The organism is Pseudomonas pharyngis (genome assembly GCF_021602345.1).
Classification (GTDB): Bacteria; Pseudomonadota; Gammaproteobacteria; order Pseudomonadales; family Pseudomonadaceae; genus Aquipseudomonas; species Aquipseudomonas pharyngis.
Map to the genome: position 1 here is coordinate 1 of NZ_BQID01000051.1, position 255 is coordinate 255.

Sequence of the window (255 nt, forward strand, 5' to 3'; positions counted from 1 at the left end):
CTTTCGGCGTGGGTGTTTTTCACACCCATTGTCGTTACTCATGTCAGCATTCGCACTTCTGATACCTCCAGCAAGCTTCTCAACTCACCTTCACAGGCTTACAGAACGCTCCTCTACCGCATCACTTGCGTGATACCCGTAGCTTCGGTGTATGGTTTGAGCCCCGTTACATCTTCCGCGCAGGCCGACTCGACTAGTGAGCTATTACGCTTTCTTTAAAGGGTGGCTGCTTCTAAGCCAACCTCCTAGCTGTCT

At 51.4% G+C, this 255-nt stretch carries 1 rRNA gene; it reads right to left on the reverse strand.

Annotated elements, in window-relative coordinates:
• Positions 1–255: ribosomal RNA gene (locus L6D74_RS29930) — 23S ribosomal RNA — on the reverse strand; the annotation flags it as partial.